Source organism: Stappia sp. WLB 29 (genome assembly GCF_023507705.1).
Classification (GTDB): Bacteria; Pseudomonadota; Alphaproteobacteria; order Rhizobiales; family Stappiaceae; genus Stappia.
In genome coordinates this window covers 245,656-267,490 of sequence record NZ_JALBGD010000006.1, presented here as the reverse complement: position 1 = coordinate 267,490, position 21,835 = coordinate 245,656, and the positions used below count along the sequence as shown (strand labels likewise).

25 protein-coding genes are annotated in these 21,835 nt (G+C 65.9%); 19 read left to right on the top strand and 6 right to left on the bottom strand.

All coding sequences use genetic code 11. The annotated features are described in order from the left end of the window. Positions 1-137: 137 nt before the first annotated feature. Together flbT and flaF are read left to right on the top strand one after the other, a co-directional pair. Positions 138-632: a flagellar biosynthesis repressor FlbT gene (gene flbT, locus MNI96_RS13960; protein ID WP_249694106.1), complete on the top strand. Its 495-nt coding sequence runs from the start codon at positions 138-140 to the stop codon at positions 630-632. After that, the gene (gene flaF, locus MNI96_RS13955) at positions 562-885 is read left to right on the top strand and encodes a flagellar biosynthesis regulator FlaF (RefSeq protein ID WP_249694104.1); all 324 of its coding nucleotides are present in this window, start codon (positions 562-564) and stop codon (positions 883-885) included. The genes flbT and flaF overlap by 71 nt, the downstream gene beginning before the upstream one ends. 178 nt (positions 886-1,063) lie before the next feature. On the opposite strand, the gene MNI96_RS13950 is transcribed toward flaF, so the two are convergent. The 3 genes from MNI96_RS13950 to MNI96_RS13940 form a co-directional block, all read right to left on the bottom strand. Continuing rightward, positions 1,064-2,593: a flagellar protein gene (locus MNI96_RS13950; protein ID WP_249694102.1), complete on the bottom strand. Its 1,530-nt coding sequence runs from the start codon at positions 2,591-2,593 to the stop codon at positions 1,064-1,066. Between the two features lie 8 nt (positions 2,594-2,601). Next, positions 2,602-4,485: a flagellar hook-associated protein FlgK gene (gene flgK, locus MNI96_RS13945; protein ID WP_249694100.1), complete on the bottom strand. Its 1,884-nt coding sequence runs from the start codon at positions 4,483-4,485 to the stop codon at positions 2,602-2,604. An 80-nt stretch (positions 4,486-4,565) separates the two neighbouring features. Continuing rightward, complete coding sequence (locus MNI96_RS13940) at positions 4,566-5,969, bottom strand: flagellar hook protein FlgE (RefSeq protein WP_249694098.1); 1,404 nt, start codon at positions 5,967-5,969, stop codon at positions 4,566-4,568. 286 nt (positions 5,970-6,255) lie between these two features. On the opposite strand from MNI96_RS13940, the gene MNI96_RS13935 reads away from it, so the two are divergent. Both MNI96_RS13935 and MNI96_RS13930 read left to right on the top strand, forming a co-directional pair. Then, on the top strand, positions 6,256-7,101 hold the full coding sequence (locus MNI96_RS13935; RefSeq protein WP_249694096.1) for an AAA family ATPase: 846 nt from the start codon (positions 6,256-6,258) through the stop codon (positions 7,099-7,101). Positions 7,102-7,116: 15 nt separating this feature from the next. Continuing rightward, positions 7,117-7,644, top strand: coding sequence for a hypothetical protein (locus tag MNI96_RS13930; protein WP_249694094.1), 528 nt, complete (start codon positions 7,117-7,119; stop codon positions 7,642-7,644). 159 nt (positions 7,645-7,803) lie between these two features. On the opposite strand, the gene MNI96_RS13925 is transcribed toward MNI96_RS13930, so the two are convergent. After that, positions 7,804-8,457, bottom strand: coding sequence for a hypothetical protein (locus MNI96_RS13925; protein WP_249694092.1), 654 nt, complete (start codon positions 8,455-8,457; stop codon positions 7,804-7,806). Between the two features lie 96 nt (positions 8,458-8,553). Here MNI96_RS13925 and MNI96_RS13920 point away from each other — a divergent pair, with 96 nt between their 5' ends. The 6 genes from MNI96_RS13920 to MNI96_RS13895 all read left to right on the top strand — a co-directional run bounded on the left by MNI96_RS13920 (position 8,554) and on the right by MNI96_RS13895 (position 13,869). Next, on the top strand, positions 8,554-9,123 hold the full coding sequence (locus tag MNI96_RS13920; protein WP_249694089.1) for a DUF2975 domain-containing protein: 570 nt from the start codon (positions 8,554-8,556) through the stop codon (positions 9,121-9,123). Positions 9,124-9,135: 12 nt separating this feature from the next. Further along, positions 9,136-9,354, top strand: coding sequence for a helix-turn-helix domain-containing protein (locus tag MNI96_RS13915; RefSeq protein WP_249694087.1), 219 nt, complete (start codon positions 9,136-9,138; stop codon positions 9,352-9,354). Between the two features lie 96 nt (positions 9,355-9,450). Beyond that, positions 9,451-10,029 carry a SixA phosphatase family protein gene (locus MNI96_RS13910; protein WP_249694086.1) on the top strand — a complete coding sequence of 193 codons (579 nt, stop codon included), beginning with the start codon at positions 9,451-9,453 and terminating at the stop codon, positions 10,027-10,029. Positions 10,030-10,088: 59 nt separating this feature from the next. Next, entirely contained in the window at positions 10,089-11,555 is a 1,467-nt protein-coding gene (locus MNI96_RS13905) for a YcjX family GTP-binding protein (protein ID WP_502960337.1), read from the top strand. Beyond that, on the top strand, positions 11,552-12,628 hold the full coding sequence (locus MNI96_RS13900) for a YcjF family protein (RefSeq protein WP_249694084.1): 1,077 nt from the start codon (positions 11,552-11,554) through the stop codon (positions 12,626-12,628). Before MNI96_RS13905 ends, MNI96_RS13900 begins: the two co-directional genes overlap by 4 nt. Positions 12,629-12,687: 59 nt before the next feature. Next, positions 12,688-13,869: a vWA domain-containing protein gene (locus MNI96_RS13895; protein WP_249694082.1), complete on the top strand. Its 1,182-nt coding sequence runs from the start codon at positions 12,688-12,690 to the stop codon at positions 13,867-13,869. Positions 13,870-14,230: 361 nt separating this feature from the next. Here MNI96_RS13895 and MNI96_RS13890 read toward each other — a convergent pair whose 3' ends face one another. After that, complete coding sequence (locus tag MNI96_RS13890; protein WP_249694080.1) at positions 14,231-15,004, bottom strand: AraC family transcriptional regulator; 774 nt, start codon at positions 15,002-15,004, stop codon at positions 14,231-14,233. Positions 15,005-15,392: 388 nt separating this feature from the next. Between MNI96_RS13890 and MNI96_RS13885 the strand changes: the two genes are divergently transcribed. The 7 genes from MNI96_RS13885 to MNI96_RS13855 are packed head-to-tail and all read left to right on the top strand — an operon-like array spanning position 15,393 to position 17,813. Further along, a complete protein-coding gene (locus MNI96_RS13885; protein ID WP_249694079.1) occupies positions 15,393-15,653 on the top strand; it encodes a hypothetical protein in 261 nt (86 codons plus the stop codon). Continuing rightward, positions 15,650-15,967, top strand: coding sequence for a hypothetical protein (locus MNI96_RS13880; RefSeq protein WP_249694078.1), 318 nt, complete (start codon positions 15,650-15,652; stop codon positions 15,965-15,967). The genes MNI96_RS13885 and MNI96_RS13880 overlap by 4 nt, the downstream gene beginning before the upstream one ends. Next, entirely contained in the window at positions 15,945-16,088 is a 144-nt protein-coding gene (locus MNI96_RS13875; RefSeq protein WP_249694077.1) for a hypothetical protein, read from the top strand. Before MNI96_RS13880 ends, MNI96_RS13875 begins: the two co-directional genes overlap by 23 nt. Positions 16,089-16,119: 31 nt before the next feature. Beyond that, a complete protein-coding gene (locus MNI96_RS13870; RefSeq protein ID WP_249694076.1) occupies positions 16,120-16,377 on the top strand; it encodes a hypothetical protein in 258 nt (85 codons plus the stop codon). A gap of 22 nt (positions 16,378-16,399) precedes the next feature. Then, positions 16,400-16,714, top strand: a complete 315-nt coding sequence (locus MNI96_RS13865; protein WP_249694075.1) for a hypothetical protein — start codon at positions 16,400-16,402, stop codon at positions 16,712-16,714. Beyond that, entirely contained in the window at positions 16,705-16,980 is a 276-nt protein-coding gene (locus tag MNI96_RS13860; RefSeq protein ID WP_249694074.1) for a DUF1488 family protein, read from the top strand. Before MNI96_RS13865 ends, MNI96_RS13860 begins: the two co-directional genes overlap by 10 nt. Positions 16,981-17,000: 20 nt before the next feature. Next, complete coding sequence (locus MNI96_RS13855; RefSeq protein WP_249694071.1) at positions 17,001-17,813, top strand: transglutaminase-like domain-containing protein; 813 nt, start codon at positions 17,001-17,003, stop codon at positions 17,811-17,813. Positions 17,814-17,925: 112 nt separating this feature from the next. Here MNI96_RS13855 and MNI96_RS13850 read toward each other — a convergent pair whose 3' ends face one another. Next, on the bottom strand, positions 17,926-18,891 hold the full coding sequence (locus tag MNI96_RS13850) for an AraC family transcriptional regulator (protein WP_249694069.1): 966 nt from the start codon (positions 18,889-18,891) through the stop codon (positions 17,926-17,928). Positions 18,892-18,968: 77 nt separating this feature from the next. On the opposite strand from MNI96_RS13850, the gene MNI96_RS13845 reads away from it, so the two are divergent. Continuing rightward, positions 18,969-20,171 (top strand): MFS transporter, encoded by a 1,203-nt coding sequence (locus MNI96_RS13845; protein ID WP_249694067.1) that lies wholly within the window; start codon positions 18,969-18,971, stop codon positions 20,169-20,171. A 253-nt stretch (positions 20,172-20,424) separates the two neighbouring features. Beyond that, a complete protein-coding gene (locus MNI96_RS13840; protein ID WP_349629177.1) occupies positions 20,425-21,723 on the top strand; it encodes an MFS transporter in 1,299 nt (432 codons plus the stop codon). The last annotated feature ends 112 nt before the right edge of the window (positions 21,724-21,835 follow it).

The following is a 21,835-nucleotide window of genomic DNA, read 5'->3' as shown; positions in this document are numbered from 1 at the left end:
CCGATCAGGCGGTGCTGCGTCTGTTCTAAGGTAAATACTAGGCAACTATTTCCAGGCGGCGGGCCTCCCGCCGCCTTTTTTATTCTGGAAGCGCTTAAGTTCTTGCTTGAATCACGGCGCTATGAGAGTATTCGACCATGGCACTGAAGATCGAACTACGCCCCAGGGAAAGATTTATCGTCGGGTCAACCGTGATCACCAACGGCGACCATCGAACGCATATCTTCATCGAGGGCAGCGAGCCGATCCTTCGCGAGAAAGACATCTACACAGCCGAAACCGCAAATACGCCCGCGAAACGGATTTATCTTGCGGTGCAGCTCATGTATCTCAATCAGGATATCGAGCGGCACAGGAAGGTCTATTTCGATCTGATCAACGACTTCATTCAGGCGGCGCCGAGCACTATCGGCCTGATCGACGCCGTCAACAATGAGATCTTAACCGGTTCTCTCTACGCTGCCTTGCGACGGGCTAAGGAACTGGTCGAGTACGAACGGGAACTGATCGCACATGCACAATCTGGCCACTGCAGCATATCAGCAGACGACGCAATCGACCGTGAGCCCGCGCGAACTGGAGGCCACGCTGCTTCTCAAGGCGGCAGCCAGGCTTCAGGCAGTCAAGGATGATTGGGGCAACGACGACGGCCCGGTGACGCTGGACGAAGCGCTGTCCTATAACCGTCGCCTCTGGACGATCCTCGCGACCTCGGTCACGAGCAACGACAATCCGATGCCGATGGAGATCAAGCAGAACCTCGGTTCGCTTGGCGCGTTCATTCTCAAGCACACGCTTGATGTGATGACCAATCCGAGCCCCGAGCGGCTGACGACGCTGATCCAGATCAATCGCAACATCGCTCAGGGCCTGCGAGGCACCTGACGCCGGGGTGCTCTTGGGCTCCTCCTCCCCTTCCCTGACTTTCGGACGCCGGCCTTGCGCCGGCGTTTTGCGTTCCGGCGGCCTGCGCGCTTCCGTGCCTGCGACTGCCGCACACGACAAAGCCCGGCGAAGAGACTTCGCCGGGCACGGAGATACGCCAGAATTACGAGTTCACGACCTACAGGTAGCTGGCGAGCGACATCTGCAGCGTGATGCTCGTTGCCTGATAGCTCACTTCAAGGTTCGTCCGCAGGGTGAGAAGCTTTGCCGCGACTTCTTCCCGGTTGATACCTTCGATCTCGTCGATCATCAGCTTCAGCGAGCCTTCCTCGACCCGATGGCGCTCCTTGGCATCCGCCATCGTGCGCTGAACTGCCGCAAACTCCATGTGGTTCTTGCGGATCCCCGATGCCTCTGCGCCGTCCGGGGTCAGCACCGCGTTCGACCGGTCGGCCATCGCCTGGTAGAAGCCCTGGTTTTCGGGCTGCGACGACGAGAAGTCGGACGCCACGAAGGCGGCCAGCGCCTGCACCACCTGACGATAGCCGTCCTCGTTGGCACGCGCTCCGTAGCTGACCGTGAGGTTCTCGTCGATGGTCGCACGCATGTCGGTACGCGGATCTCCACCCGAATTGTCGCCGACATACCAGGAGACCGTGTCGGACGTGCCGTCGCGCAGCGAGGTCGCGGTCGCAAAGTCGCCGGCATTCGGCACCACCCGCGCCTGAGGCAGGTAGCCGGGCGGCACCGGCGACTTCGGTGCAGTGTCGAAGAAGCTGTCCGACGCCCGGACGGTCGAGGCGGCCTTCAACTCGGTGCCGGCCACCTTCTGGAGCGCAGTGTCCAGCGTCGCCTTGAAGTTTGCCGCCGTATCGGCCGGCGTCGCTCCGCGCTGGAAGGTGAACTCGGGATCGTCCTGGCCGCCCTCGACGCCGATGGTGATCTCGGTGCTCGTGCCGTCCGGCAGGTTCATGAAGATGCGGATGCCCTGCCCCGGCTCGGGCTGGCCGGTAAAGTCCACATCGAGCGATGCCGGCGGTCCCGCGGTCTGGTTCACCGTGACATTGCTGAGGCCCGAGGAAACGCTGTCGATCTTGAAGCCGAAGGGGTGTGCCCCGTCCTCCGACAGTGTCGCCGTGGTGCCTGCGACGGCGGTGGTGGTGCGTCCGTTGCCGAGCGCACCGAGATCCGCCTGATTGTACTCGCTGATCACCGTCTTGAGGCCGGCATAGTTGCCGTCCCCCGCCAGGACGTAGTCGAGGCTCTGGACCGGCAGAGTGTCCGCCGTCTTTCCGGAAAACAGATAGCGTCCGCCGACATCCGTGTTCAGATGCGCCATGAACTCGCGCAACGAGATCTCCGCGGATGTCTGCGAGGACGTGCGGCCGTTGCTGAACAGCTCGAAATTGTTCCTGTCCGTTGAGGCTTTGGACTCGATCCGGATGGCCTCCATCCGGGAACTGGTCTTGTCGAGCGTGTCGAGCCGCAACTCGGCGATCTGGATCGTCTGGTTGTACACCCCGACCGAAGTGAGCTGCTGTCGCAGCGACAGGTCGAGCACGCGCTCGGAGCCGAGCCCGCCATAGGTCTGCGACTTCAGGCCGGTACCGAGCTGCCGTTGCAGATCGTCCATCTGCGAACGCAGCGAAGTCAGGTAGCTGGCCTGTCGCGGCATGTTGAAGCTGCTCGAATAGGGATTGATCGCCATCGCTCTCGCTAGCTCCGCATCAGGATATCGTAGAGTTCCCGCACCACCTGCATGACGCGGGCGTTGGCCGCGTAAGCGTTTTGCAAAGTGACGAGTTGCGCCAGTTCCTGGTCGACATCGACCTTCGAGCTGTCATCCAGCCGGGTCTTCAGGTTGGCGGTCACCACCTCCTGGCCGGCAAGAGTGGCCTTGGCCTGGGCCGAGCGGCCGCTCTGGTGCGAGACGCTGGCCGTCACGAAGTCGGCGATCGAGCCCTTGAACACGGAGCTTGCGCCGCCGATCTTCGTGCCCGGCGAAAAGGCCGTGGAGGTGCCGGTCAGCTTGTCCAGGATTGCCTGCGGCCGTGTCGTGTCGCCGCTGGCGACGCCGGGTGCATACTCGACCAGCAGCGACGGGTCGTTGAGCAGGTCTTCCGAAATGCGGATCCGCGATGCGAACCCGGTGACATTAGGACGCCCATCCGCCATTCCCGTGAACGGCTGCCCCGCATCGTCCACGAAGAGCGAGAACGCGTCGCCATAGGCGGACGGACCGCTCGCGGTCTCGAAAGCGCTGAGGCCCTCGATGCGCTGGCTCGCGGGCGCCGTGCTCTCCAGACGCAGCGTGGACCCCGCAGGATTGGAGGCGGCGAACGCACCTGCGCCGATCCGCGGATCCCCGTCCAGCGCCGCCTGGATATTGCCGGCAATCGTGTTGTAGTCGCCGCTGGAGAAGTCCACGGCGAGGAAGATGTCGTTGGAATCGTTGGTCGAGGTCAGGGCCGGCGGAACCGGGCCGTCGCTCCGGTAGATCGTCACCGATTTGGTGCGCCCTGTCGCAAGGTCCTTGAACTCGAAGCTGAGACTGTCGCCCGGCTGCAGGTTGCCAAGGTCCACCTCATAGCCGGTCTGGACGCCGGCATCGACGTAGGGCGTTCCCTGCTGCTCATGGGTGGAGAAGGCCCTGGCGATCGAGCCTGCGAGCTCGTCGAGCTGGTTCTGCGCGTGCACCAGTGCCTCGTCGCGCATGTTGACGAGACCTGCGATGGAGCCGCTGCGCAGCGTCCGCGTCGACAGCAGGTCGATCTGGCTGCCTTCCGAATTCTCCAGAACCAGGGTTCCGACGCCGCGCTCGTTCGAATTGAGCGAGTAGAGCGAATCGGCGTTGACGCTGCCCCGGGCGTCGAACTTCAGCTTCATCACGTCCACATCGTAGAGCAGCGTGCCGCCGCCCATGTGGATGCGCACGCCGCCCTGCTCGGTCGGCTTCACGGTGATGTCAATATAGCCGGAGAGTTCCTCCAGCATCATGTCGCGCTGGTCCATCAGGCCGACGGGATCGGAGCCGTCCTGGGACGAAGCCACGATCTGGCGGTCGAGTTTCTGGATATCGCCGAGCAGCTCGTTGACCCGGTCGACCTGGTCGGAGATCTGATACTCGACTTCCTGTCGCATCGACTGGATATCGGACGACATTGCGTTCAGCTTGCCGGCCAGCTGGTCTGCCATTCTCAGGACTTCCAGCCGGTTGGAATAGTCCTCCGGACCCGAAACCAGGTTCGACATCGACGCAACGAATTCATTGTAGGAATTCGACAGGGATCCTGAATCGCCGATGGTCCCGAACATCGTATCGACGCGGGACAGATACTGCTGCGAGACGGACGCATACTGATTTTCGGCAAGCGACGTGCGGTACTGGCTTTGCACGGCAACATCGAGATAGCGCCGCATGCTGTCCACGTCGACGCCGGTAATGCGCCCGTTGCCGTCATAGGACGCGGACGCGCTGATCGACTTGCGAGTGTAGCCGACATTGCCGGCATTGGCGATGTTGCCCGCCGTCACATCGAGCTGGCGCTGGTTGAACCCCAGCCCGATCAATGCAGTGTTGAGAGCGCTGCCCAGTCCCATGGTCTCACCCGGCGTCTAGTCTTCGCGTCCAAAAGACCGGCCGGCGCGGTGTGCGCCGGCCGGCTGGTCCCCGGCCCGCGTCAGCGGATCATGTTGATCGCTTCCTGAAGCATCTCGTCGCTGGAACTGACGATACGGGTGTTCGCCGAATAGGCCTGCTGAGTCACGATCAGCTTGGAAAACTCGTCGGCAATGTCCGTATTCGACGCCTCGAGGCGCTTGCCCACGATGGTGCCGTTGGCACCCGCAATCGGCTCGCCGGACGCCGGCGTCACCTCGAAGGCGCCACCGTTGACGCGCTCCAGCCAGGCTTCGCCGGAGAACGACACGAGGGAAATCTCGTAGAGCTCGCGGGTACGGCCGTTGGAATACGAAGCAACAAGGCGGCCGGCCTCCGAAACGGACACGCCGGTCAGGTCACCGGCCGGATAACCATTCTGGCGCAGCTTGGAGATCTTGGCCGCGCCGTTGCTGTCGGCAAACTGCGTCAGCGCATTGGTGCCGAAGTCGAGCGTCACGTCGCCGACGGGCTGTCCGTCGACGGTGAGGCCGGCCATCGTCATGTTGCTCGTCGCCGGGATCGCCATGCGACCGTCCGAGCCGAACTGGGCGTCGGAGACCTTGGTCCACTTGGGGTCGGTGCCGGTCGCATCGGAATCGGAGAGATAGTACAGCGACCAGGTGTCGGACTGCGCGCCGTCGTCCTCGAAGGTCTTGGCCCAGCGCATCTGGACGTTCACCGGCGTGCCGCTCGCGTTGTAGACCGTGATGGCCTCGCCGGCGATGGAGCTGTTCAGGAAGTTGACTTCGTCATCGGCGGAAATCTCATTCGCGCCGACCACCTGGGGGGCAGGGACCGCATCCGGAGCCGCGCCGGTCGAGGCCTTGGTCAAGGCCGCATCGAGCAGGTCCGATCCGCCGGCCAGATAGGCGCTGGTCTGCGGCGTCGTCGGCAGGTTGCCCTCGTAGGAGATCCGGTCGGTCACTACCGCCGGGATCACCGAACTGTCGATCGTGATGATGGACGGCACCGAACCGGAGACGTTCTTGGTGACGGGGTCGATCGGCTGGCCCATCAGGTAGTAGCCGGCGCCGTTGACCAGGCGACCTTCCTTGTCGATCTCGAAGTCGCCGCGGCGGGTGTAGAGGTCGTTGCCGGTGAAGATCGACCGCCCGTCAACCTCGCCCGCGCGGCCCTGCACCACGAAATAGCCGCTGCCGTTGATACCCATATAGGTATCGACCTGGCTCTGCTGCAGGTCGCCCTGGATACCGTTGGTCGCCCGCGAACTCGCCGAAACCGTGCCGGCGATCTGGCCGGGCTGGGCGCCCTTGCCGCCGCCCACCAGGTCGGAGAACGACGTGTCGAGCCGCTTGTACCCGACGGTCGCCGAGTTGGCGATGTTGCCCGAGATGTTCTCCAGCGCATAGGCCTGCGCGGAAAGGCCGGACACGGCCGCATTCAATGCACCAAAAACACCCATGTGAACCTCCAGAACGGATCGGATGGCGTGACGGGCCCATCAGACGGACCACGATCTTGATGTCTGGAGTTGGCAAGTGTCGTGCCAGTTTCGGGACAACCTGCAAGTCATTGAAAAACAACGATACAGCTTTTCAAACCGACCGGATCGGGGCTTGAGGGCGGCAGCTTTGTCCCTGCCTCCCGGCAACAAATGCCGAGCGCCGGTGCCGACCGGGCAGGTCTTGCGCAGCCTTGCACCGCCCCATACTGTGCAGCGCAACGAGATCAGTCTTGCGGGGAAATTCATGCGCTTCGAAGGCACGACCGGCTATGTCGCAACCGAGGATCTGCGGATCGCGGTCAACGCGGCGATCGCGCTGCAACGGCCGTTGCTGGTTAAGGGCGAGCCGGGAACGGGCAAGACCGTGCTGGCGCAGGAGATCGCCTCCGCTCTCGGGGCGGACCTCATCGAGTGGCACATCAAGTCGACCACCAAGGCGCAGCAGGGTCTCTACGAGTACGACGCCGTCTCGCGCCTGCGCGACAGCCAGCTCGGCGACGACCGCGTCCACGACATCGCCAACTACATCCGCAAGGGCCGCCTCTGGGAGGCCTTCACCGCGGATGCCCGTCCGGTGCTGCTGATCGACGAGATCGACAAGGCGGACATCGAGTTCCCGAACGACCTGCTTCGCGAGCTCGACCGGATGGAGTTCCACGTCTACGAGACCGGCGAGACCATCGCCGCGCGCCAGCGCCCGGTCGTGATCATCACCTCCAACAACGAGAAGGAACTGCCGGACGCCTTTCTGCGCCGCTGCTTCTTCCACTACATCACCTTCCCCGATGCCCAGACCATGTCCGAGATCGTCGAGGTGCATTTCCCCGGCCTGAAGCGGGAACTGCTGCGCGAGGCGCTCAAGATGTTCTACGACATCCGCGACACGCCGGGCCTGAAGAAGAAACCCTCCACCTCGGAGTTGCTCGACTGGATCACGCTGCTGCTCAACGAGGACGTGGATGCGGCGACGCTGCGCGAACGCGACGGGCGCAAGCTGATCCCGCCGCTGCACGGCGCCCTGCTCAAGAACGAGCAGGACGTGCAGCTGTTCGAGAAGCTGGCCTTCCTCAACCGGCGCGATGGACGCTGAGCCATGGCCAGGCGAATGGCGCATGGGGCAGTCTTCGCCGTCGCCGCCCTTGCGCTCGCCGTGGCATGGACGCCGCCTGCCGCCGCACAGGAACGGGGAACGGATGCCGGCTGGACCAATGTCGTCGACGGCATGCGGCATTTCACCGGCCTCGTCTGTCCCGACACGCTGGCCACCCTCAACCGCACGCGCGTGCTCGTCGGCTCGGCCGACCGGCTGGCCGGCTGCGTCTACCAGAACGCGGAAGGGATTTCGGCCGTCCTGCGCAGCCATCCTTCGGGAACCGGGGAACAGGCGGCCCGATCGTTCCGCGACCGCTTCCGGGCCGCCGGTTTCAAGCTGGTCGCCACTTCCGGCGCCGCAGCATCGGGGATTTCCTTCCTGACCGGCAGGCGTGGGACTTCGGATCGGTGCGAAACCCTCTGGCGCTTCCGCAACGGCACCGCCGACTACACGCTGTGGATCTCCTACGCCCTCCCGGACGAGGCCGACGAGATCGGCCCGCTGGTCACCGCCTTTGCCGGACTGCTGGCCTCGCGCTAGCGTGGTGGATTTGAAAAGCGCCTCGTTTTTGCAACGTGCCGGGGAGCGTATTTCAAACTCGGAAACCACACCAGAAACACATGCTTGCTAGTCACCCTTTGAACTCTGAAGTTCGTCGAGAGCATGCCGCTCAACGCGACGAACTTCAGAGTCGGGTGACTAGTCCGCCCCTTCGCCTCCGGCCTGCGGGCAAAGGCTGATCGGCCCGGCCTCGGGCGCGCCCGCCGTGATCATCGCCTTGCCGAGGTCGAAGTCGCGCAGCAGAGGCACGAAACCGTCGGTCTCCTCCGCGGCAAGATAGGTCGAGACAAGCGCCGGACCCGGCGGCACGACCGGCAGCCGGCAGCCGGCGACCGCGACGCTGAGACTTCCCTCCAGCGCGGCTCGCTCCTCGGGAGACTGCCGGCGCAAAAGCGCCTGCACGTCGGCAAACCGGCGCACATCCTCAGCGGCGACGCGGTAGACGCGCAGTTCGGTGCCTCGCCGCCGTTCCCTGCCAAGCGCCACGAGGTCTTCTCCCGTCGCGCTCTCGCGAAAACGCACCTCCTCCCGCAGGACCGTGCGGCCGTCCGACTTGCGCTTCTGCTCGACGACCATGCGTGCGCCGCCCGGCATCACCCGGATCCAGTCGGGATGGCGAACGGCAATCCTCAGCCGCTCGGGATCGGTCGTCTCCAGGTCGAAATTGCGCAAGCTGATCAGGCTTCCCAGCGGCACGTGACCACAGGAGGCGGCAAGTGCAGCGGCGCTCAGGATGCCCACGAGATAGGCGAGCTGCCGAACGGAGAATGGAAGGAAATGCGGCTTGCGCATGAAGGCCTCCTAGGGAGTCGAACCAAAATCGTGATTGACGATATTTTTTTATTGTATAACAGTAAAAAATATAAATTAAAGGATGAGGAGTACAAAATGACGTCCAACGCGAAAGCCATGGCCGGCGACAACCCCCGCCTCGCCCGGATCGTCCGCGTCAGCCGCACCATGGCGACGATCACCCTGGTTGCCGCGGCAGCGGTTCCCGCTGCCCTGCTCGCCGTGCTCGTCTTCCATCCTCCCGGTCTTGACGACTGGCTCATGGAGGCGCTGAAGGCGTCCAGCCGGACGGTGCTGACCCCCGAGACTCGTATCGCTGCCATGGTCATTGCCGCCGTGCCCGCGGCTCTGGGAGTAATGGTGCTGCTGCTGCTCCACCGTCTCTTCCTCGGCTTTGCCCGTGGCCAGATCCTGGTCCCGGCCAGCGGCCGCATCCTGCGGCGCATCGGCATCGTGATCGTTGCCCTCGGGCCGCTCGAGATCCTGCTGCGCGCCCTGGCCAGCGTCGTTCTCAGCCTGCCGAACCCTCCCGGTCAGCGAGAGGTCGTCGTCGGCATCTCCAGCGATGACATCACCACGATCATCTCGGGTATCCTGCTGATCGTGCTCGGCTGGACCCTGGAAGAGGCTGCAAGAATTGCGGACGAAAACCGTCAATTCGTGTAGGAGGATCGGGCCATGCCGATCATCATCAACCTTGACGTCATGCTGGCGCGCCGGAAAATGCGATCGCGCGATCTGGCCGAGCGCATCGGCATCACCGAGCAGAACGTCTCGCTGCTGAAGTCCGGCAAGGTGAAGGGCGTGCGTTTCGAGACGCTGGAGAGGATCTGCGAGGTGCTCGACTGCCAGCCCGGCGATATCCTGGAATATCGCGCCTCCGAGAGCGGCGATTGAGCGGCGACGCTGTGCGACCGCGATTTGACCGGACACCCGCCGGATGCCTGTGATTAAATCCCTCTCCAGTGCCAATGCCGGGGAGCCAAGCCTGCCATGCTGCGACTGCTGTTGCTGAGACACGCAAAATCCGACTGGGGCCAGCCCGGCCTTTCCGATTTCCAGCGCCCGCTCAACGAGCGCGGCCGCCAGGCGGCCCCCGAGGTCGGCGCCCATATGGCGCGGCACGGCCTGCAGCCGGCTCGCATTCTCTGCTCCACCGCCCAGCGCACGCGCGAGACGCTTGCCGCGCTCCTGCCGGCCCTTTCGGGCGAGGCGGACATCCACCTGACCCGCTCGCTCTACGACGAGTCCGATCTCGACTATCTCGGGATCATCCGCAGCCGCGGCGGCACGGCGCGCAGCCTGCTGGTGGTCGGGCACAACCCGGCGACGCAGGACACCGCCCTGTCGCTGATCGGCACGGGCAATCCGACGCTGCGCGAGGCGATCGCGGCGAAATATCCCACCGCTGCCCTGGCGGTGGTAGACTTCGATGCAGCGGACTGGTCGACGGTCGAACCGGGCTCGGGGCGCGTCGTCGCCTATTGTCTGCCGCGCCATCTGGCGGCCACCACCTCCATGTCCGCCCTGCCCGAGGCGGCAAACGACTGCACGCCCGCGCAAGACCGCTGATCCGGGACGCGCTTGCAAGCCCCGCCTCGCTTCCCCACATGGGTCGGCGGAGAACCATCTTGACGAAACGCAGCTTTCTGACCCGCGTGACCGACGAGGTCCGCTATTCCATCGAGAACATCACGGAGACCGCATCGACGCTCGGCACGCCGACGCTGCGGCTCGGCGTCACCGGCTTGTCGCGCGCCGGCAAGACGGTGTTCATCACCGCGCTGGTGCACAACCTGATCCACGGCGGACGGCTGCCCCTGTTCGAGGCCGCGGCCGGTGGGCGGATCGCCCGCGCCTATCTCGAGCCGCAGCCGGACGACAACGTGCCCCGCTTCGACGTCGAGGCGCATGTGGACACGCTGCTGAAAGAGCGGATCTGGCCGCAATCGACCCGCCAGGTGTCCGAGCTGCGGCTGACGATAGAATTCGAGTCCGCCCATTTCCTGTCGCGCGCCCTCGGACGCGGCAAGCTGCATCTCGACATTGTCGACTATCCCGGCGAGTGGCTGCTCGACCTGCCCCTGCTGGAAAAGGACTTCCGCACGTTCTGCGCGGAAGCTCTGGTGCGGGCGCGCGAGCCCGTCCGCGAGACGGTCGCGGCCCCCTATCTCGCGATCCTTGCCGAGACCGATCCGGGCGCGGAAGCCGACGAGCAGCAGGCCCGCCGGCTTGCGGCCGCCTATACCGACTATCTGCGCGCCTGCCGCGAGGACGAGCGGGCACTCTCCATGTTGCCCCCCGGCCGGTTCCTGATGCCGGGAGACCTGGAAGGCTCGCCCGCCCTCACCTTCGCGCCGCTCGATCTTTCCGGCCACGACGGCACGCTGAAGCCGGGCTCGCTGGCGGCGATGATGGAGCGCCGCTATGAGGCCTACAAGAAGCACGTGGTTCGGCCGTTCTTCCGCGATCACTTCGCCCGTCTCGACCGCCAGATCGTGCTGGTCGACGCGCTCAACGCGCTCAATGCCGGCCCGGCCGCGCTGGCCGACCTGGAGGTCGCGCTGGCCGAGATCCTCTCGGCCTTTCGGCCGGGCAAGGTGGCGCGGATCTTCTCGATCTTCGCCCGGCGCATCGACCGCATCCTGTTCGCCGCGACCAAGGCCGATCACCTCAATCGCACCGATCACGACCGGCTGGAGGCCATCCTCAAACGTCTCGTCGGACGGGCGATCCAGCGCGCCGAATACAGCGGTGCCGACGTCGACGTGCTGGCGCTCGCCGCCATCCGCGCAACGCGCGAGGCGAGCCTGACCCACGACGGCGAGACCATGCCGGCAATCCTCGGCACCCCGCTCACCGGCGAGCGGGTCAACGGCGAGACCTATGACGGACGCACGGAAATCGCGCTGTTCCCCGGCGACCTGCCGGACGATCCGGACGTGCTGTTCGCCGCCGATGCGCCCGCCTCCTCGGTCCGCTTCGTGCGGTTTCGCCCGCCCGAACTGCAGGTGACCGCCGAGGGCGTAAAGCTGTCGCTGCCCCATATCCGTCTCGACCGCGCCCTGCAGTTTCTCATCGGAGATCGTCTGGCATGACCTCAAGGAACGACAGGCCACGGCAGGACCGCAAGCCGGCAGCCTTCCGCCTGGACGACGCCCGCGTGCGCATGACCGCCGAGGAGGACCCGCAGCCGACGCTGGCCGGCGAAGCGAGGATCGTACCGACCCGCGAGGGGGACGCCGCCGGGCTGCCTGCGCCCGAACGCAAGGCCGGCATCCGCTGGGGTCGCTGGTTCGCCGTCGGTCTCGGGGGACTCGTGTCGCTGGCGGTGGGACTGTCCGTCGACGCGCTGATCCGCGACCTCTTTTCGCGCAACGACTGGCTCGGCTGGCTCGGCATCGGCCTTGCCGCCCTTGCAGCACTCGGTGCACTGGGGCTGATCCTCCGCGAAATCTTCGGGATCCTGCGCCTGCGCCATATCGAGAGCCTGCGCAAGACTTTCGCCGAGGCGGCGGAGGCCGACGACCAGGACAAGGCGCGCGCCGGCCTTCGCGAACTGATCGCCCTCTACACGGCGCGTCCGGAAACCGCACGCGGGCGCAATGCCTTAAGCGGCCATATGCGTGAGATCATCGACGGCCGCGACCTCATCGTCCTGGCCGAGCGGGACCTGCTGAAGGAGCTGGACGCGCGTGCCGTGCGCATCGTCAGGGACAGCGTCAAACGCGTGTCCGTGGTCACCGCCGTCTCGCCGCGGGCTGCCCTCGACCTTGCCATCGTGCTGATCGAGAACCTGCGGATCATGCGCCGCCTCGCAACGCTCTATGGCGGGCGTCCCGGCCTCATCGGCTTCCTGCGGCTCGCCCGCCATGTCGGTGCGCACTTGGCCATGACCGGCGGCATGGCGGCCGGGGACAGTCTCGTCTCGCAGCTGCTCGGCCATGGTCTTGCCGCGCGGCTCTCCGCCCGCCTCGGCGAGGGTGTCGTCAACGGGCTGCTGACCGCCCGCGTCGGCATCGCCGCCATCGAGGTCTGCCGTCCCATCCCCTTCATCGGCAGGTCCGGCCCCGGCGTGTCCGACGTGATGGGCGAGCTGTTCCGGGCCGATCCCGAAGCCAAGGCCTTGCTGGAAAAGGCGGAAGGCCGCCCGCAAGGCGAGCGCTCCTGACCCGCGTTCGCTGCAAACGCACGCTCGACAAGCGCCCGTGTTCTCCCTAACCTTCGCCCATGTTCCTGACCTTCCTCACCAATCTGCGTGCCGCCGGCCTGCCCGTCTCCTTGCGGGAATACCTGACGCTGATGGAGGCGCTGAAGGCCGACCTCGCCGACAAGAGCGTAGATGATTTCTATTACCTCTCTCGCGCCTGCCTGGTGAAGGACGAGGCGAATCTCGACCGGTTCGACCGGGTGTTCGGCCAGACCTTCAACGGCCTGGAGCTCGGCGGCGGCGACGGCACCGAGGCGCGCGAGCTGCCCGAGGAATGGCTGCGCAAGCTCGCCGAGAAGCATCTCACCGAGGAAGAGAAGGCCCAGATCGAGGCGCTCGGCGGCTTCGAGAAGCTGATGGAGACGCTGCGCGAGCGGCTGAAGGAGCAGCAGGGACGGCACCAGGGCGGCAGCAAGTGGATCGGCACGGCCGGCACTTCGCCCTTCGGCGCCTACGGGTACAACCCGGAAGGGGTGCGCATCGGCCAGGCGGAAAGCCGCCACCGCCGGGCGGTGAAAGTGTGGGACAAGCGCTCCTTCCGCGACCTCGACGGCACGGTGGAACTGGGCACCCGCAACATCAAGGTCGCCCTCAAGCGGTTGCGCCGCTTCGCTCGCCAGGGCGCCCACGACGAGCTCGACCTCGACGACACGATCCGCGCCACCGCCCATCGCGGCCTGCTCGACATCCGGATGCGGCCCGAGCGGCGCAACGCCGTGAAGGTGCTGCTGTTTTTCGACATCGGCGGGTCGATGGACGACCATATCCGGGTCTGCGAGGAGCTGTTTTCCGCGGCCCGCTCCGAATTCAAGGTCATGGAGTATTTCTACTTCCACAACTGCCCGTACGAATTCGTCTGGAAAAACAACGCCCGCCGCCATTCCGAGCGCATCCCGACCTGGGACGTGCTGCACAAGTACGGCCCCGACTACAAGCTGATCTTCGTCGGCGACGCCTCGATGAGCCCCTACGAGATCGCCTATGCCGGCGGCTCGGTGGAACACTGGAACGAGGAGGCCGGCTCGGTGTGGATCGACAGGCTCGCCAGCCACTACGCGCGCAGCGTCTGGCTCAATCCGGTGGCCGAGCGGCACTGGGGCTATACCCACTCGATCCAGATGATCAGGGAGCTGATGGACGGGCGCCACTATCCCCTGACGCTGAACGGGCTCGAAGCAGCCATGAAGGAGCTGTCGCGCTAGCGCACGGCGCGAGGATAGGCGCCGGCCTATCCCCGTTTTCGGGTTGAAACCGCGAAAAACGAGTTATCCCCGGCAGGCGGCGCCGTGCCCGCACTATCCCCGCCATCGTCGCTGAGATCGCGCCGGCCGCCGCGATCCTGTCCCCCGCCTGTCCCCGAAGGGACGCGGAGGCGACATTGCGCGGAATTGAAGAGATTCCGGCGAATTTCGAGAATCCGACATCGAAATCCGTCTCAACTCGCCGCAAATTTCGAGTAAACCCGGAGAACCGGCGCATTTCGCCCGCAGGCCCCGTGGATAAGCCCCGAGGCCGTTTCCGGCCGCCTCGGCGGAGGCGGAAACGGCTTTTCGGCAGCCCCTGTCAGTCGCCGAAATAGCGTCCCGGCGTGACGCCGAACGACTTCTTGAACGAGGCGACGAAGGCGCTCGGCCCCTCGTAGCCGAGCCGGTCGGACACCTCGCCGACGGACAGCCCCTGCGACAACCATTCCACCGCCTTCATCAGCTTGGCCTGCTGCCGCCAGGCGCGGAAGGAGAGGCCCGTCTGGGCGGGGAAATGCCGCTCGAAGGAGCGCAGCGACAGATTGGCCCGCGCCGCAAGCTCGCTTGCCGAAAGATCGACGGCCGGATCGTCGATGAGCGGACGGATCGCCTCGCGCAGACGCGGCTCCTCGGGGATCGGCAGATGCAGCGGCGCGACGCGCGAGGCGGCGATCTGATCGACGAGCACGGCAGCCAGGCGCCCGGTCGGACCGTCCGGGGGATAGTCCGGCGCCGCCCCCATGAAGGCCAGGATCAGCTCTCTCAGCAAGGGCGTCACATGGACCACGAAGGGCGTGTCCGGCATCGTCGGCAGGCCCTCGGGCCGCATGTAGAGAAACCGGACGTCGGTCTCGGTGTGGTAGTTGGAGTGATGGACGATGCCGGGCGGAATGAAGATCGCCCGTTCGGGCGGCACGACGAAGCTGCCGCCCTGCGTCACCACGGTGACGGAACCGCGCAGGATGTGAAACAGCTGCGCACGCGCATGCGCGTGCGGCCTGGTCACGGCACCGGCCGCTTCGGTCCCCACGAAGGAGATGATCGGGTCCGGATGCTCTTCCGGAAACTTGTTGAGGCGCAGCGGGTGTATCATGGGACCGCGGATCTCGGGATGCCGGCACCTAAGCACCATACAGGCACTGCACCGCTCCTGCCATGCTCGGAAGATGCGGTGCGGCGCCCGCTTTTCGCCCCTCCTGTAGCCGAAATTCGAAAATAAAAATCCGGGACGGCCACCAAAAATATTTCACGCGCCAAAATAAAAAATCAGAAAATCTCATAAAAATACGATATCGCCTTGATTGAAACTCAATTCGACATCATGATGGATTTCGCAATTCAAAAGATGCCCGGCAAAAAACGATAGCCATCGGGCTCATCGCGGCGGCACCACCAGAAAAATCGCGACGACCGTTCCCGGATCGCCTGGCCCGACCCGGAAGACGCCGGGATTGCAGTCCAGGCCCGTTGAGGTCGATCCCATGACCACGCGCACCACGCAGACCGTCGTCCATTTCCAGACATCCTTCCTTGTGTCCGACATCGTCGAGCCACAGCCGCCGGGCGACTACCAGGTGGACCGGGAGGACGAGTTGATCGAGGGACTTTCCTGGATCGCCTGGAGACGGGTCGGCACTTTCATCCACTTGCCGGCAATCGGCGTGCGGGCAGCGATACGGCAGTTGGTGCCGATCGACCCGGCCGAGATCGACGCCGTTACAGAAAAGGACCCTTTCAGATGACCGCAACACTCTTCACCCGGCGCAGAGCCGGCCCGCCCGCGCCCGAACAGGGACAGCACCTGCTGGCGATCGGACAGGACGTCCGCCTGAGGAGCACGAGGGGCAGGCAGGCCACCAAGGGCGACATCTACCGCATCACCGGCGTCATGCCCGTGGAGGCCGGCGCCCCCCAATACCGCATCCGCAACGCCGACGAGAACCACGAGCGGGTGGCGATGCAGGACGAACTGGAGCCGCTCGACGCGGCCGGCCCCGGTGCGCAGGCAACCTTGATGGAAAGGACATTCGGATATGGCCAAAGGACAAAAGCGTAGCAACCGGGAGATCCGCAAGCCCAAGCAGGCGAAGGCGGAAGCGAAACCGGAGGTCCCCTTCGCCAACCGGGTCAAGCTCTCCGCCATGGAGGCCGCCCCGCGCCCGAAGGGCAAGAGCTGACGAACCGGCGGCCTGCCTGCGAGACGCGGCGATGAAGATCGTCATCAGGTTCTTCCGGGTCCGCGAAGCGGACGGCGCTCATGCCATCATCGGCTGCGAGACGCTCGATGCCGTGGACCGGGACGATGCGATCGCGCTTGCCGCGCGCCTGCGGGCCAGCCTCGACATGCCCCAGCGCCCCGACGGCGTCACGATCACCGATGCCGACGGCGCGCCCCTCCATTCCGCCCTTTTCACCACCGGGCGCGAGACGACAGAGACCGACAGCCATGAACACCATCAGGCATGACCCCGGACACGACACAGGCCGCATGGCGATCAGCGTCTGGGAAAACGAAGGCGGCGCCGCTTGCCGCGGCCGGATGGACGAACAGTTCGGCCGGCGGATCGAAGAGGACCGGACCTGGACGATCTACCACGTCTATACCGGGGTGCCCGCATCCTCCGACGGCAGCGACATGATCGGCCTGAGCCGCATGGACGCCACCGACGGCATGCTGTTCCTCAACAATCGCAATTCCGAGCGCAGGCTGCGCCGCAGCACCCGGCAGGAGACGCCGCACAACAGGCTCTCCGCCTTCCTGCTGGCAGCCTGGCGCAAGACGGGAGGCCTGTCATGGCATTGAACTTCCCCAATCCCAGCCGCAGCTTCGATGCAAGCCGCAAGGGCGTGCGTTTCGTCGGTCATGACGGCGTTTTCGAGGTGCCCTTCTTCATCGAAGCCGACGCCCTGGCGAAGGCGAGCAAAGCGGCCCACCGGCCCGAGGCCTCGCAGGACGACTGCCTTTCGGCCTTCGACCGGCTGAGGTCCGCCATCCACGACGTCGCGCGGGAGATCCATGGCAGCCGTCGCCGGTCCTCCTACACGCTGAACGCCTCCGACTTCCGCTGATAGAGGGAGAGATCCCGAACATGCTCATTCGCTGCGGCTACGAGATCCGGCTGGAATGCCAGCAACCGACCGCGCTGGTCTGCCTGATGTCCATCGAGGACGCGCGTGCAGCCGACATCCGCTTTGCGGAAACCCTCAGCACCTCTCCCGCCGTGCCGACGACCCTCTATCGCGATCTCTTCGGCAACCGGTGCCGCAGGATGGTGGCCCCAAGCGGCGCGTTCACCATTCGCAGCGACGCAACGGTTGCAGATGGCGGCCACATCGAAAGGGCCCGGCGCGATGCGCGCGAGATGCCGGTCCAGGACCTGCCCGACGGCTGTCTCGTCTTCCTGATCGGCAGCCGCTACTGCGAAACCGACCATCTGAGCCAGACGGCCTGGGACCTGTTCGGGTCCCTGCCGCCGGGATGGCAGCGGGTGCAGGCGATCTGCGACTTCGTCCACCGGCACCTGCAGTTCGACTACATGCAGGCCAGGGCCACGCGAACGGCCTTCGAGGCCTACAACGAACGCGTCGGCGTGTGCCGCGACTTCGCCCATCTGGCCCTGACATTCTGCCGCTGCCTGAACATTCCTGCCCGATACGTGAATGGATATCTCGGCGACATCGGCGTGCCGGTGGTCGATCCCATGGACTTCAGCGCCTGGATCGAGGTTTTTCTGGACGGGGAATGGCATACGTTCGACCCGCGCAACAACATCCCCCGGATCGGCCGCATCGTCGTCGCAAGGGGCCGGGATGCCGCGGACATTCCGCTCATCAATTCCTTCGGCCCGCATGTGCTGAAGGAGTTCCGCGTCTGGGCCTACGAGGACCGGATCCCGGCATAGCCGCCCACCTGTCCCGAATGCCCTCGCCGCGGGCGAAAGGCTCGCCGGAACATGGGGGACGGGGAGCCGCGCCATGCCGACAGGGTCCGGCGGCACCGGCACGGGAACTCCCTCAGCGCGCCTTTCTGGCCTGGCCTGGCGGCGTTCCGGTGACGCGCTTGTAGGCGCGGCTGAACGCGGCCTGCGACTGATATCCGAGACGATGGGCGATCTCCTCGACCGGCACCCGGTCGCGGGTCAGCCACTGCGCGGCAAGACGCATGCGCAAGGAAGCGACATAGCGCAAAGGCGTGGTGCCGGTGGCCGCGGCGAACCGCTCGGCGAAGACCGAGCGCGAACTGCCCATCGTCGCCGCCATCTCCGCAAGCGTCCAGTTGCGCCCGGGATCGCGGTGCAGCGCCACCAGCACCCGGCCGAGCCGCTCGTCGCGCAAGGCCGCGACCCAGCCGGTGGCGTCGCCGCAGCCGCACTCGACCCAGTTGCGGATCACCGACACGGCCACCACCTCGGCCAGCCGCGCGAGGATGCTCGCCGATCCCGCCCTGCTGGCGGTCATCTCGCGCTCCATCGCATCCAGCAGCGGCCGCACTTCGGGCTGCCGCCCGGACGGGGCGCCGACCAGCAGAAAGTCGGGCATCAGCTCGATCAGGGGATGCAGCGTGTCGAGCTCGAGCTGCATGCGGGCGGAAAACACCAGCACATCGCGGGAGCGGCACTGCTGCTCCTGAAGCGCATCGACGCAGCAGATGTCCGGACACAGCGGCACCGATTCGAAACTGTCGAACGGACGGATGCCGACGCCGGGACCGGAGGCGATGGCATGTGCGCCCCCGCGCGGCAGCAGCACGGCATCGCCGCAGGAGACGGGAACCATCTCGCCGGACGGCGTCCTGAGAACGGCCTGACCGGCGGCAACGAAATGGAACCGGGCTTCCCGCGCCTCGGCAAAGCCGATACCGAAGGGCGGGGAAAACCGCATCTTGCTGTAGCTGGCGCCGCGCAGCCGCATGCCCATCAGCAGTTCGCTGACGGGGTCGGGGCCGGAGCCGCCATCAAATTCGGACGATCGGTCAAGCATGACGGAAATTGTGTCATGGATCGTCCGGAAATTCCAGCCATCTTGTGGTCAACTCTCACCAAGTGTGGATCACACAGATGACTGACAGAAACCTCTCCACCGGCGTGCCGGCGGCTTCGACCGTGCCCGCATGGTCTGCCGTCTTCGCCATGAGCCTCGGCGTCTTCAGCCTTGTCGGGGCGGAATTCCTGCCCGCCAGCCTGCTGACGCCGATGGCCGGGGACCTCGGCATCACCGAAGGGCTCGCCGGCCAGGCCGTGACGGCAACCGCCGCAATGGGCGTGGTCGCCAGCCTGCTCGTCGCCGCCCTCACCCACCGGATCGACCGGCGCACCGTCCTTGCCGGCTTTTCGGTGCTGCTGATCCTGTCCAATCTCGTCGTCGCCTTCGCCGGCAGCGTCGAGGTGCTGCTGGCCGGCCGGCTGCTGCTCGGCGCGGCGCTCGGCGGCTTCTGGTCGCTGTCCACCGCCGTGGTCATGCGCCTCGTGCCCGAGGCGAGCGTGCCGAAGGCCCTGTCGATCATGGTGTCCGGCGTCTCGGCCGCCACCATCTTCGCCGCCCCCGTCGGCAGCTATCTCGGCGACCTGCTCGGCTGGCGCTACGTCTTCGCCGGCGCCGCCGGCCTGGGGGTCGCCGTGCTCGCGGTGCAACTGGCGACCCTCCCCGCCCTGCCGCCGCGCGGCCGTCCCCGCCTGTCGACGCTGGTCGAGCTGATGTCGCGCCGGCATATCGCGCTGGCGATGCTGGCGGTGCTGCTGGTCTTCGCCGGCCATATGTCGCTGTTCACCTATATCCGGCCGTTCCTGGAGACGGTGACCGGCATCGGCGTGACGGCGATCTCGGCGACGCTGCTGGCCTTCGGCATCGCCAACTTCCTCGGCAACTATCTCGGCAGCATGCTGGTGGCCCGCTCCCTGCGGCTGACGCTGGCGCTCGCACCGCTGGCCATCGCGACGCTGGCCTACCTGCTCACCAACCTGGGCGAGAGCTTCCCCTCGGCGCTTGCGATCATCACGCTGTGGGGCCTGGCCTTCGGCACCGTGCCGGTCGCCTGGTCGGCCTGGATTTCGCGGGCCGTCGCGGACGAGGCGGAAAGCGCCGGCGGGCTGCTGGTCGCCGCCATCAATCTGGCAATCGCCGCCGGGGCGGCCGTCGGCGGGCTGGTGCTGGATCTCAGCGGCGTGGTGAGCGTCTTTCTCACCAGCGGTGCGGTGCTGGTGCTGGCGACCCTGACCGTGCTGGCCGGCGTACAGACCGCAAGGGTCCCCGCGCGGGCCTGAGGAAACGGGCCAGAGAAAACGGTCCGGGAAAACGGGCCGGCCTCGACGGAAAGCCCGCCGCGCATCCCTGTGCGGCGGGCCGTGGCGCCTCGCAGACATAAATTGACAAAATGGCGATAACACGCAAACCGCGCCTCGCTGTAATGAAAGACAACACGGGTCGCCGAGCGGCCTCTTTTTGCAGAGCCGGCCGTGCCATCGCCGGCGAGCCGGCCCTGCAAGTCCTTCCTGTCTTTTTGCGGAAAAACCTGCGATGCGAGAGCCTGCCCCCCACACCGCGCCGGACCCGATTCCGGCCTTCGCCGCCGCGGAAGCCGGCGCTGCCATTCCCGGCACGAGGCCGGCCGGCGGAGCGCCGACCGGAACCGGCTGGCGGTCGCCGCTGATCCTGCTGATGATCATGGCGGCGGCGATGCAGCTGTCCTTCGCCGCCTGGTGGAACCTCATGAACAATTTCGCGGTTCATGAGCTCGGCTTCACGGGGCGCGAGATCGGCATCCAGCAGTCGATCCGCGAGATCCCCGGCCTGCTCGCCTTCACCGCGATCTACCTGCTGCTGTTCATGCGCGAGCAGACGCTGGCCTATCTGTCGCTCGGCCTGCTGGGCATCGGCGTCGCCGCGACCGGCTATTTCCCGACGATCTGGGGCTTCTACCTGACGACGCTCGTGATGTCGGTGGGCTTCCACTACTACGAGACGATGAACCAGTCGCTGTCGCTGCAGTGGCTGCCGAAGGACCGGGCGGCGGCCGGCATGGGCAAGATCCTGTCTGTCGGAGCCGCCGCGCAGCTCGTCGCCTACGGCCTGATCTTCGTCGCCTGGAAGACCTTCGAGCTCAGCTTCACCACCGTCTTCCTGGTCGCCGGCCTGCTGACGCTGGTGGTGCTGGCCTTCCTCGTCGTCGCCTTCCCGCAGTTCCGCGAGGGCGTGCCGCAGCGCAAGCAGCTGGTGCTGCGCAAGCGCTACTGGCTCTACTACGCCCTCACCTTCATGGGCGGCGCCCGCCGGCAGATCTTCACCGTCTTCGCCGGTTTCCTGATGGTCGAGCGCTTCGGCTACGACGTCCACGAGGTCGCCGCGCTCTTCCTGATCAACGGTGCGGTGAACATGCTGCTGGCGCCGAAGATCGGCGCCTGGATCGGCAAGGTCGGCGAAAAGACGGCGCTGACGGTGGAATATATCGGCCTGATCGGCGTCTTCGCGACCTATGCCTTCGTCACCAACGCCTATCTGGCCGGCGCGCTCTACGTGATCGACCATGCCTTCTTCGCGATCGCCATCGCCATGAAGACCTATTTCCAGAAGATCGCCGACCCGGCCGACATCGCCCCGACCGCCGGCGTCGCCTTCACCATCAACCACATCGCCGCGGTGTTCATCCCGGCGCTGTTCGGCCTGATCTGGCTGGTCTCTCCGGCCGCCGTGTTCCTGATCGGCGCGGCCATGGCCTGCGTCAGCCTGATCCTGTCGCGGCTGGTGCCGGACGTGCCGGAGGAAGGCAACGAGGTGGTGTTCTTCTGGCGCAAGCCTGCGGCCGCGCCGGCGGAGTGAGCCGGACCCGGCCACATAGCGCCGGCGAGAAACGACAGAGCGGCCGGGCCAGCGCCCGGCCGTTTCGTTTGCAAAGGCGCCGGTTCCTGCGACAGGGTGGCGGGGCGGCCGG

What these genes read in the sequence shown, in the direction of transcription:
- flbT (WP_249694106.1), top strand. Translation starts at nt 138, where the DNA reads ATGGCACTGAAGATCGAACTACGCCCCAGGGAAAGATTTATCGTCGGG.
- MNI96_RS13950 (WP_249694102.1), bottom strand. Translation starts at nt 2,593, where the DNA reads ATGGCGATCAATCCCTATTCGAGCAGCTTCAACATGCCGCGACAGGCC.
- flgK (WP_249694100.1), bottom strand. Translation starts at nt 4,485, where the DNA reads ATGGGACTGGGCAGCGCTCTCAACACTGCATTGATCGGGCTGGGGTTC.
- MNI96_RS13940 (WP_249694098.1), bottom strand. Translation starts at nt 5,969, where the DNA reads ATGGGTGTTTTTGGTGCATTGAATGCGGCCGTGTCCGGCCTTTCCGCG.
- MNI96_RS13935 (WP_249694096.1), top strand. Translation starts at nt 6,256, where the DNA reads ATGCGCTTCGAAGGCACGACCGGCTATGTCGCAACCGAGGATCTGCGG.
- MNI96_RS13930 (WP_249694094.1), top strand. Translation starts at nt 7,117, where the DNA reads ATGGCGCATGGGGCAGTCTTCGCCGTCGCCGCCCTTGCGCTCGCCGTG.
- MNI96_RS13925 (WP_249694092.1), bottom strand. Translation starts at nt 8,457, where the DNA reads ATGCGCAAGCCGCATTTCCTTCCATTCTCCGTTCGGCAGCTCGCCTAT.
- MNI96_RS13920 (WP_249694089.1), top strand. Translation starts at nt 8,554, where the DNA reads ATGACGTCCAACGCGAAAGCCATGGCCGGCGACAACCCCCGCCTCGCC.
- MNI96_RS13915 (WP_249694087.1), top strand. Translation starts at nt 9,136, where the DNA reads ATGCCGATCATCATCAACCTTGACGTCATGCTGGCGCGCCGGAAAATG.
- MNI96_RS13910 (WP_249694086.1), top strand. Translation starts at nt 9,451, where the DNA reads ATGCTGCGACTGCTGTTGCTGAGACACGCAAAATCCGACTGGGGCCAG.
- MNI96_RS13900 (WP_249694084.1), top strand. Translation starts at nt 11,552, where the DNA reads ATGACCTCAAGGAACGACAGGCCACGGCAGGACCGCAAGCCGGCAGCC.
- MNI96_RS13895 (WP_249694082.1), top strand. Translation starts at nt 12,688, where the DNA reads ATGTTCCTGACCTTCCTCACCAATCTGCGTGCCGCCGGCCTGCCCGTC.
- MNI96_RS13890 (WP_249694080.1), bottom strand. Translation starts at nt 15,004, where the DNA reads ATGATACACCCGCTGCGCCTCAACAAGTTTCCGGAAGAGCATCCGGAC.
- MNI96_RS13885 (WP_249694079.1), top strand. Translation starts at nt 15,393, where the DNA reads ATGACCACGCGCACCACGCAGACCGTCGTCCATTTCCAGACATCCTTC.
- MNI96_RS13880 (WP_249694078.1), top strand. Translation starts at nt 15,650, where the DNA reads ATGACCGCAACACTCTTCACCCGGCGCAGAGCCGGCCCGCCCGCGCCC.
- MNI96_RS13875 (WP_249694077.1), top strand. Translation starts at nt 15,945, where the DNA reads ATGGCCAAAGGACAAAAGCGTAGCAACCGGGAGATCCGCAAGCCCAAG.
- MNI96_RS13870 (WP_249694076.1), top strand. Translation starts at nt 16,120, where the DNA reads ATGAAGATCGTCATCAGGTTCTTCCGGGTCCGCGAAGCGGACGGCGCT.
- MNI96_RS13865 (WP_249694075.1), top strand. Translation starts at nt 16,400, where the DNA reads ATGGCGATCAGCGTCTGGGAAAACGAAGGCGGCGCCGCTTGCCGCGGC.
- MNI96_RS13860 (WP_249694074.1), top strand. Translation starts at nt 16,705, where the DNA reads ATGGCATTGAACTTCCCCAATCCCAGCCGCAGCTTCGATGCAAGCCGC.
- MNI96_RS13855 (WP_249694071.1), top strand. Translation starts at nt 17,001, where the DNA reads ATGCTCATTCGCTGCGGCTACGAGATCCGGCTGGAATGCCAGCAACCG.
- MNI96_RS13850 (WP_249694069.1), bottom strand. Translation starts at nt 18,891, where the DNA reads ATGCTTGACCGATCGTCCGAATTTGATGGCGGCTCCGGCCCCGACCCC.
- MNI96_RS13845 (WP_249694067.1), top strand. Translation starts at nt 18,969, where the DNA reads ATGACTGACAGAAACCTCTCCACCGGCGTGCCGGCGGCTTCGACCGTG.
- MNI96_RS13840 (WP_349629177.1), top strand. Translation starts at nt 20,425, where the DNA reads ATGCGAGAGCCTGCCCCCCACACCGCGCCGGACCCGATTCCGGCCTTC.